This is a genomic window from Blautia sp. HCN-1074, from assembly GCF_037890165.1.
In the GTDB taxonomy this organism is placed as follows: Bacteria; Bacillota; Clostridia; order Lachnospirales; family Lachnospiraceae; genus Blautia_A.
On the sequence record NZ_JBBKBP010000017.1, the window covers coordinates 83,016 to 92,305 of the forward strand.

The 9,290-nt window shown below is 41.2% G+C and carries 8 protein-coding genes; all 8 read left to right on the top strand.

Features of this window, described 5'->3' with window-relative positions; translation table 11 throughout:
- The first annotated feature begins 1 nt into the window (after window position 1).
- The 8 genes from WKT11_RS13825 (at window position 2) to WKT11_RS13860 (ending at window position 9,164) form a co-directional block, all read left to right on the top strand.
- On the top strand, window positions 2–901 hold the full coding sequence (locus tag WKT11_RS13825; protein ID WP_243009923.1) for a hypothetical protein: 900 nt from the start codon (window positions 2–4) through the stop codon (window positions 899–901).
- Window positions 902–1,144: 243 nt separating this feature from the next.
- Complete coding sequence (locus tag WKT11_RS13830; RefSeq protein WP_340285000.1) at window positions 1,145–2,656, top strand: MBOAT family O-acyltransferase; 1,512 nt, start codon at window positions 1,145–1,147, stop codon at window positions 2,654–2,656.
- Entirely contained in the window at window positions 2,643–3,623 is a 981-nt protein-coding gene (locus tag WKT11_RS13835; RefSeq protein ID WP_117676609.1) for a hypothetical protein, read from the top strand. The genes WKT11_RS13830 and WKT11_RS13835 overlap by 14 nt, the downstream gene beginning before the upstream one ends.
- 113 nt (window positions 3,624–3,736) lie before the next feature.
- The gene (locus tag WKT11_RS13840) at window positions 3,737–5,257 is read left to right on the top strand and encodes an amino acid adenylation domain-containing protein (protein ID WP_340285003.1); all 1,521 of its coding nucleotides are present in this window, start codon (window positions 3,737–3,739) and stop codon (window positions 5,255–5,257) included.
- Window positions 5,254–6,453 (top strand): diaminopimelate decarboxylase family protein, encoded by a 1,200-nt coding sequence (locus WKT11_RS13845; RefSeq protein ID WP_340285005.1) that lies wholly within the window; start codon window positions 5,254–5,256, stop codon window positions 6,451–6,453. Before WKT11_RS13840 ends, WKT11_RS13845 begins: the two co-directional genes overlap by 4 nt.
- Window positions 6,454–6,500: 47 nt before the next feature.
- The gene (locus WKT11_RS13850) at window positions 6,501–6,725 is read left to right on the top strand and encodes an acyl carrier protein (RefSeq protein ID WP_117676612.1); all 225 of its coding nucleotides are present in this window, start codon (window positions 6,501–6,503) and stop codon (window positions 6,723–6,725) included.
- Between the two features lie 459 nt (window positions 6,726–7,184).
- Complete coding sequence (locus WKT11_RS13855) at window positions 7,185–8,099, top strand: SH3 domain-containing protein (RefSeq protein ID WP_118137383.1); 915 nt, start codon at window positions 7,185–7,187, stop codon at window positions 8,097–8,099.
- Between the two features lie 9 nt (window positions 8,100–8,108).
- Complete coding sequence (locus WKT11_RS13860; protein ID WP_340285008.1) at window positions 8,109–9,164, top strand: M14 family zinc carboxypeptidase; 1,056 nt, start codon at window positions 8,109–8,111, stop codon at window positions 9,162–9,164.
- Window positions 9,165–9,290: the final 126 nt, after the last annotated feature.

Here is a 9,290-nt window from a genome sequence, read left to right on the forward strand (position 1 = left end):
AATGAAAAGAAAAATCGTAACAGCATTTATGATGGCAGCACTTGGAAGCAGTCTTGTATTCAGCCAGGCAGCTATGGCAGCGGACACTACAGCAAAGACTGAGACTTCAGAAGATGCAGATAAGGATTCTACAGCAGAAGACAAAGACGCAGCAGATGATACGAAAGATGCTGATAAAGCTGATGAGAATAAAGATGAAGATTTAAAGACAATCGGTGAGAAGCCGGAAGAGGATACGGAAGGAGCACTTTCTGTAAAACTGAAAAATACAACAGGCAAAGTAATCACTGGTGTTGCTGTAAAGAATGAAAAAGATGAAGAGTATCCGGATAACTTTCTGAAAGAGGAAGATAAGTTTGAAGCAGACGAGGAAAGAGTTCTCTGGTTTGATCCAAACGCAAAGGATAAAGAAAACGAAGGTAGCAAAGACACAGCAGATGATACCGCAAAGACAGAGGAAAAATCTGACGGTGAAGACAAAGATGATGCTGAGAAAGAAATTCCGAAATATAACATTCAGTTAACTTTTGAAGATGGAACAACAGCAGAAATTCATACCTTCCCATTTGGTGACACAGAAGAAGCAGAGCTTCATTTGGAAGGAGATATCGCATATCTGGTATTTGACAGCATCAGCCAGAAGAAAGAATTCAATACTCTGGAAACAGAGAAAGCTTTAGCTCCGAAACCAACAGAGGCAGCTGCACAGGCATCAGAGTCTCAGTCAACTCAGAGCTATGACAATAGCAGTGATTATGATTACAGCAATGATTACGACTACGATACTGATTATGACTATGATTCAGATTACGACTATGATGGATCAGATGATGGCGGATCAGACGACGGTGGTTCCGATGATGGCGGAGACGGATGCCTGGATAATGGATTATTAAATTAAGGAAATTTAAGAATAATTAAACACAGGGGCGCTGCATTATTTGATATAATGTAACTGTTCGAAAGGTTACTATCTTAAGAGAGTGATGAACAGTTACGACATAATACTATAGTGCGGTGCCTTTGTTTGTCAGAAAAATAAGGAATGTATTACTGTCTGATCATACAAAATAAATTACGTTGTTATGAGTTGCATTGTTGAGTATAAAGCAGACTGTGTTGTACATATTCAGGGAGATAGATCATGTCATTAGTTTCAAACTTGTTTTTATTGTTTGTGGCGGCAAGTGTACTGGTTTATTATATCGTGCCTCACAAATTTCAGTGGCTGGTTTTATTATGTTTCAGCTACATCTATTATCTGGCGGGTGGTGTCCGCTACGTAGGATTTCTTCTCTTTTCCACGCTGGTTACCTGGCTGATCGCACTTGCTGTTGAGAAAACAGAAGCGAAAGGAAGCCACAAAGGCGCAAGAAATCTTTTGGTCCTTGGGTTACTGTTAAATTTTGGAATGCTTGGTGTCGTAAAGTATACGAATTTTGCGATTGAGAACCTGAATGCTTTATTCCACATGAATTTAAGGGGAATGGAGATTCTGCTTCCTCTTGGTATTTCGTTTTATACTTTCCAGTCTTCCGGATATCTTCTGGATGTGTACTGGAAGAGATGTGAAGCAGAGAAAAATCCTGTGAAATATGCGTTATTCGTATCTTTCTTTCCACAGATTCTGCAGGGACCGATCGGAAGATACAGCCGTCTGGCACATCAGCTTTATGAGCCTCATAAATTTGAGGGGAAAAATATTACCAGAGGTTTTGAACGTATTCTCTGGGGGTTCTTTAAGAAGATGATTCTGGCGGACTGGGCAGCAGTGTTTGTTGATGCAATTTTTGACAATCCGGATCAGTACAGTGGACTGGCGCTGTTTGGAGTGCTGTTTTACACCGTTCAGCTGTATGCAGATTTTTCCGGTGGTATGGATGTAGTAATTGGTATCGCATCTATGTTTGGAATAGAATTGGATGAAAACTTCAAGCGTCCGTTCTTCTCCATTTCTATTACAGATTTCTGGCATCGCTGGCATATTACACTTGGCACCTGGATGAAGGATTATGTGTTCTATCCGGTTACCTTATCCAGATGGATGGGTAAATTCGGAAAATGGGGCAAGAAAGTATTTGGCAAAAAAACGGGACGTACCCTTCCAATCTGTCTTGCAAACCTGATTGTATTCTTCGTTGTTGGTGTATGGCATGGTGCTGCATGGAAGTACATTGTGTACGGTATGTATAACGGTATCATTATTGCTTTCAGCGGACTTATGGCAGAGCATTACAGAAACTGGAAAAAGAAATTTAATATTACAGGTAAAGAGAACTGGTATCATGTTTTCATGATCATCCGTACGTTTATTCTTGTAAATATCAGCTGGTTCTTTGACAGAGCAGATACAGTGGGACAGGCGTTTCATATGATGAAACTTTCTGTGACTAAGTTTACTCCGTCACAGTTACTCCTGATTCCGGCTGGTAAAGAAGGTACTGCCTTTACGCCTTATGCACTGGCAATTCTGGCGGTTGGCTGCATGATTCTGTTTATCGTAAGTGTCCTTCAGGAACGTGGCATGAAGATAAGAGAAAAACTTGCAGGACTTAGCCTGCCGGTTACTGTAGCAATTTATTTTTGTCTGCTGGCATCCATCGGATTCTTCGGATCAACAGCAGTAGCGAGAGGATTTATTTATGCACAATTTTAAGAAAGTTTTAAAAACGTTCCTGGTATTGGTCGTATGTGCGGCTCTTCTGGCAGCACTTGACCTGGCACTTTATCCATGTACATTTATGAGAAATGATGTGCATGCAGTTGTGACACAGCAGTTTGATGACATTATCGTGGGAACTTCCCATGGAAAGATGGATATTGATCCGGAGGTGATGCAGGAAGTTACCGGACGCAGTGGACATAATCTTTGCGTTGGCGGTGAATATGGAATTGATGCGTACTACCTGACAAGGCTGATCAAAGAGAAACAGAATCCGAAGAGAATCATTTATGAAGTTGATCCTGGATATTTTGTATCAGAGAAGGAAGAGGGAAACAACTACCTGCTTTTCTATCATGAATTTCCATTCTCGAAAGCGAAGCTGGGATATTTCTGGAATTCTATTGCGAAATGTAATTTCCGTACTGTACTCTTTCCATGGTATGAATATTCTTTGAGTTATGAACTTCCTAAGATAAAGGATACGTTTACTCAGAAAGTGACAGGTGATTACGATGTAGCTCATTTAAAGAGCGATTCTCAGGAATACCATGAGAGCGGTTTTATCGAGAGATATCCGGTGGATGTGACGAAGCTTAAGAAGTCTGAACCGAAGCTCTATGAAGAGGGCAAAGTGAATGAAGAAAATATGGAATACCTGAAGAAGCTTATCTCATTTTGTAAGGAAAATAATATTGAGTTTGTTGCGGTAACAACACCGATTCCGATCAATACACTGAAAGATTACAGCGATAATTATAATGCTGCATGGAAATATTTTGGACAGTTCTTTGAAGAACAGGGAGTTGAATATCTGAACTTTAATACGGAATATTTCAAAGCATTTACACATGATCTGAAAGCTTATACAGATTATGATGGACATATGAATGGGGATGCAGCAGAAGCGTATTCCAAAGTCCTGGCGCAGGTGTTGGAGAGTGCAGGTCAGAAAAATTAAAAATTATGTCGGGGAACTTCCCTGATTGGATTAGAAAACTTAAAGAAACTTTGTTGCTGAGAACGGAGTGAATAACAAAGAAACTTTGTGAAGTACAGAGGGGAGGAATTTATATGAAGACAAGTATTCTGGAATATCTGGAAGAATCCGCACGAAAATATCCGGATAAGACAGCTTTTGCAGATGAACATACATCCTGCACATTTAAAGAACTGAAGCAGACTGCACGCAGAACAGGAACTGCACTTGCGAAACATTTCACACCGAGAAATCCGGTGCCTGTATTTATGGAGAAGAGCGTAGAAACCATCGGGGTTTTCATGGGCGCTGTTTATGCAGGATGCTTTTATGTACTGATGGATACCAAACAGCCGGCGAGCAGACTTCAGCAGATCCTTGGAATTCTGGACAGTGATGTGATCGTTACATCTGAGAAATATCTGAAGGATTTGGAGAAACTGGAGTTCAAAGGAAAGGTTCTGATGGCTCCGGATCTTGCAGCTGAGCAGGAGAATGAAGCGGTGCTGAATGAGATCAGAGAACAGGCATTGGATGTGGATCCGCTGTATGGAATTTTTACTTCCGGGTCAACAGGAGTTCCCAAGGGTGTTGTGGTAGGACATCGTTCAGTACTTGATTTTATCGATTGTTTTACAGAGCTTTTTGATATTACAGATAAAGATGTAATGGGAAATCAGGCACCCTGGGATTTTGATGTATCTGTTAAGGATATTTATTCCGGACTGAAGACAGGAGCAACTGTCCAGATTATTCCGAAGCAGCTATTCTCTTTCCCGATGAAATTGATTGATTATCTGATCGAGAGGGAAGTGACTACGCTGGTGTGGGCGGTATCTGCGCTGTGTATTATCTCAACTCTGAACGGATTTGAATATAAAGTTCCGGATAAGATTAAGAAGATTCTTTTCTCAGGAGAGGCTATGCCTGTGAAACATCTGAATATCTGGAGAAAATATCTGCCGGATGTTATGTATGTAAATATTTATGGACCAACTGAGATCACATGTAACTGTACGTATTATATTGTAGACAGGGAGTTCCGGCCTGGAGATGTACTTCCTATGGGCAAGGCATTTCCAAATGAAAAAGTATTCCTTTTGGATGAAGATGACAAGCTGATCACAGAGAAAAATAAAAATGGTGAACTCTGCGTAACCGGAAGTGCACTTGCACTGGGATATTACAAAAACAGAGAACAGACTGCGAAGGTCTTTGTTCAGAATCCGCTGAATGACAGATATCTGGAACCAATGTACAGAACCGGTGATCTTGCTTATTATAATGAACGTGGTGAGTTGTGCTTTGCAACACGTAAGGATTTCCAGATTAAGCATATGGGACATCGTATTGAGCTTGGAGAAATCGAGGCTGCTATGGATAAGGTTCCGGAGATTGTGAGAAGCTGCTGTATTTTTGATACAGTTAAGAGCAAGATTGTAGCTTTTTATGAAGGAGATATCGAGAGAAGACCGCTGGCAAAAGCATTGGGGCAGTATGTACCTGCTTTTATGGTTCCGAATGTATTCCGCCAGGTGGAGAGAATGCCTCTTACAAAGAATGGAAAGATTGACAGAAAAGCTCTTACAGCTATGTATCAGGAGGAAAAGAAATGAGTTCCTATGGATTTATAAAAGAACTGATTGAGAAAGAACATACTCCAACTCCAGCTTATGTTTTTGATCTGGATAAGATGAAGGAATTTGTAAAAAAAGTGCAGGGCTGTCTTGGAGAGAGCGCACAGTTATGTTATGCTATGAAGGCAAATCCTTTTCTTACAGGACCAATGATGGATGTAGTTCCGACATTTGAAGTGTGCTCACCAGGTGAATTCAGAATCTGTGAGCGTGTTGGTGTGCCGATGGAAAGAATTGTTCTTTCGGGTGTGTATAAGAACCCCGAAGATATGGAATATGTACTTTCTACATATGGCGGAAAGGGCGTGTATACTGTAGAGTCTTTGCAGCATTTACAGATTTTGAATGATACTGCAGTGAGACTTGGCATGAAGATTACGGTGCTGATCCGCGTGACAAGCGGAAATCAGTTTGGTGTAGATGAATCTGATATCAGGAAGATTATTTCTGACAGAACAGATTATCAGGGGATTGAGATAGAAGGTCTTCAGTTCTATTCCGGAACTCAGAAGAAAGAGCTCAGTCAGATGAAAACAGAGCTGGAGCATCTGGATGAATTTATCGGGGAGCTGAAATCTGAAAGTGGATTTGAAGCACAGGCGCTTGAGTATGGTCCGGGATTTTTTGTTCCATATTTTAAGAAGGATAAGAGCGAGGACGTGGAGAACGTTCTGAGTGAGTTCAGAGTACTTCTGGAAAGTCTTAATTTCAAGGGTAAGGTTGTTCTTGAGATGGGAAGATTTCTGGCAGCAGCCTGTGGATATTATGTAACATCAATCGTGGATATGAAGGTGAATAAAGAACAGCCGTATGTGATCATGGATGGTGGTATCAATCACCTGAATTATTATGGACAGGCGATGGCAATGAAACAGCCGTACTGTACACAGCTTGATACAGAAGGAAGTGAGAAGACAGAGGGAGAAGAAGAATCCTGGAATCTTTGTGGGGCACTTTGTACGGTCAGCGATGTAGTCGTAAAGCGATTTCCACTTCACAAACCGCAACTTCATGATATACTGGTATTTGAACGGGTAGGTGCTTATTCTGTTACGGAGGGGATTTATTTATTCCTTAGCCGTCCGCTTCCGAGAGTTTATTTCTGGACAGAGGGAGAAGGGCTGCGTATGGTACGGGATGGTGTACATACAGATCTTTTAAATTCAGAGAAATAAAAGACCATGGCAATACCGAAAAACAAAAAATAAGGAGATATGAAACAATGGAAGAATTAATTGAATTACTGGAAGAGATCCAGCCGGATGCAGATTTTGAGAACTGCGATACTTTAATTGATGATGGAATTCTTGATTCCTTTGCAATCCTGTCTATTGTGAGTGAATTGCAGGATACTTATGACATTACTATTACACCGGCAGATATTATTCCAGAGAATTTTAATTCTGCTAAGGCACTGTGGGATATGGTGTGCAGATTGAAGGATTGAGTTATTTGGGGCAGACAATCGGTTTTGGGATCGGTTGTCTGTTTTTTTGAATAAGGTACGCCAGGCCCACCAGACAATTCCTGTCGGCTCGGTTTCGGGACTTAAGAAAAGCTAAGCCTCGGAAAATCCGCTAAAGGCATTCGCAGATAACTCAAACTCGCTGCGCTCAGACAGTGAGTGATCTGCTCATAACGCGGATTTCCCGAGGCTAAGTTTTTCTAAAGCCCCTGCAAATGTCGCTCGACAGGAATTGTCTGGCGGGCCTGGCTGGTTATTGGGGGTGGAGAGGAATTGTGATTTTAAGGTGAACTGTCGCATGCGAAGAATCCTGATCTACAGGAGTTTCTCTTGCGTGGAGGAGGTTGGTTATCGAAAAAAATCAGTTATTTTATTATCTTAATGAGATAAAATGATAGAAGTTGTGGTAATATATTCTTACCAAAGGAGGAGATTTATAAAATGAAGAAGAAAAAATTAAGTATACTTATTAGTACATTGTCATTAGCATTAACTGTTTCTATGAGCGGATGTACAGTATCAATAAGTTTTGAAAATGGAGATAAAAAAACGGCAGAAACTACAGAAATTACTGAGAAAAAGGAGAAAACGGAGAAGGAAAAAGGTACAGAGGCAATAAAAGAAGTGGAGTTGACAGCGACTCCGGTACCAACAGCAACTCCGGTACCTCAGAAGGTGGAGCAGGCAGTGCCGCGGAATCAGTATCCAACTTACTATGTAGTAAATTGCAAACAAAGTATTACTTTACGTCCACAGCCAGATGTGAATTCAGGGGAAATTCTTCAGATACCATTAGGATCAGCGGTAAGTTATATTGAGACAGCACAGAATGGGTTCTATAAAGTTATTTATAATGGGAGTACAGGGTATGCACTGGCATCTTATTTGTCTTCTACAAAACCAGCAGAAACTGCGGCAGCTGCTCTGGCGCAGACGAATGTAGCAAATTATGAGACTTATTATGTAGTAAATTGTAATGAAAGTATTACTTTACGTCCGCAGCCAGATGTGAATTCAGGAGAAATCTGTCAGATACCATTGGGATCAGCGGTAAGTTATGTAGGAACAGCATCAAATGGATTTTATGAAATTATTTATAATGGAAACAGAGGTTATTCATTAGCAAGTTATTTATCTTCATCTTCTGGCAGTTCAAGTTATTCTACATGTAGAGTGGTGAATTGTAATGAAAGTATTACTTTACGTCCGCAGCCAGATGTGGATTCAGGGGAAATCTGCCAGATACCATTAGGTTCTACAGTAAGCTATGTAGGTACAGCATCAAATGGATTTTATGAAATTTATTATATGGGACAACACGGATATTCACTTGCTGATTATCTTGCGTTTGAGTAAAGTGTTTTTATGATAAGGATATTATATAGAAAGATTATAATTGGAGCAGTTGGAATGTTGTTTGGAAGTGTTGGAATGGTAAATGTATATGCAACAGAAGTGGAAATTCCAATTGTACAGGTAAGTAATTTAAAGTATTCGTATGAACAAATGAAGCGGGATTTGGATGCGTTGGAGGAACGGTATCCGGGGCAGATGCAAGTGGATTCTTTGGGAGCAACTGCGGATGGCAGAGACATTACAGAGGTAGTTCTTGGGGATGTAAATGCGGAGCATCATATTCTTATTCAGGCGACCATGCATGCCAGAGAATATATGAATACAGTTTTGGCAATGAATCAGATTGAAGATTATCTGAGGGATTCTGAGAGAAGAAGTTATGCAGGGCAGACATGGAAAGATGTGTTTGAGAATGTTTGCCTGCATATTATTCCGATGGTAAATCCTGATGGGGTGACGATCAGTCAGGATGGAGTGGAGGGGATTCATGATGAAAATCTGAAAAAACAGGTTGAGCAGTGCTATCAGACGGATCTTGCAAATGGAAAAGGAAGTTCGGATATGGAGCAGTATTTCAGAACCTGGAAGGCAAATGCAGAAGGGGTTGATCTGAACCGGAATTTTGATGCAGGATGGGAGTCGTATATTGGAGCGTCTGGTCCTTCCACAGAGTGCTATAAGGGGACGGCTCCGGCGAGTGAGACTGAATCGAAGGCTGTGCTGAGCGTTGCAGAGAATTATGATTTGGATTGTTGTATTGCATATCATTCTTTTGGAAATTTGATTTATTGGAATTATGGTAGTCAGGGTGATGTGCTGAATGCGGATCAGGAGTTGGCACAGTGTGTGTCGGATGTGACGGGGTATGAGATGCATTCTACGGTGCAGGATTCTACGGATGCGACTGGGTGTAGTGATTATTTTGTGCTGAATCTGGGGATCCCGGCGGTTACGATTGAGAATGGGGGGAGTGAGTGTCCGATGCCGATTGAGGAGTATCAGCCGATGTATCAGAGGAATCAGGATTTGTGGGCGGCGGTGGCTTGGTTCTATAAGAGTAGGTAAGAGGGACTAAAAAATTTGTAAGGTACGCCAAGTCCGTCAGATCATTCCTGTTGGCTCGGTTTCGGGGGATAAGGTACGCCAAGTCCGCCAGATCATTCCTGTCGGCTCGGTTTCGGGGGATAAGGT

Coding starts and splice junctions, on each gene's coding strand:
- WKT11_RS13855 (WP_118137383.1), top strand. CDS start 7,185: ATGAAGAAGAAAAAATTAAGTATACTTATTAGTACATTGTCATTAGCA.
- WKT11_RS13860 (WP_340285008.1), top strand. CDS start 8,109: ATGATAAGGATATTATATAGAAAGATTATAATTGGAGCAGTTGGAATG.
- WKT11_RS13840 (WP_340285003.1), top strand. CDS start 3,737: ATGAAGACAAGTATTCTGGAATATCTGGAAGAATCCGCACGAAAATAT.
- WKT11_RS13825 (WP_243009923.1), top strand. CDS start 2: ATGAAAAGAAAAATCGTAACAGCATTTATGATGGCAGCACTTGGAAGC.
- WKT11_RS13845 (WP_340285005.1), top strand. CDS start 5,254: ATGAGTTCCTATGGATTTATAAAAGAACTGATTGAGAAAGAACATACT.
- WKT11_RS13830 (WP_340285000.1), top strand. CDS start 1,145: ATGTCATTAGTTTCAAACTTGTTTTTATTGTTTGTGGCGGCAAGTGTA.
- WKT11_RS13835 (WP_117676609.1), top strand. CDS start 2,643: ATGCACAATTTTAAGAAAGTTTTAAAAACGTTCCTGGTATTGGTCGTA.
- WKT11_RS13850 (WP_117676612.1), top strand. CDS start 6,501: ATGGAAGAATTAATTGAATTACTGGAAGAGATCCAGCCGGATGCAGAT.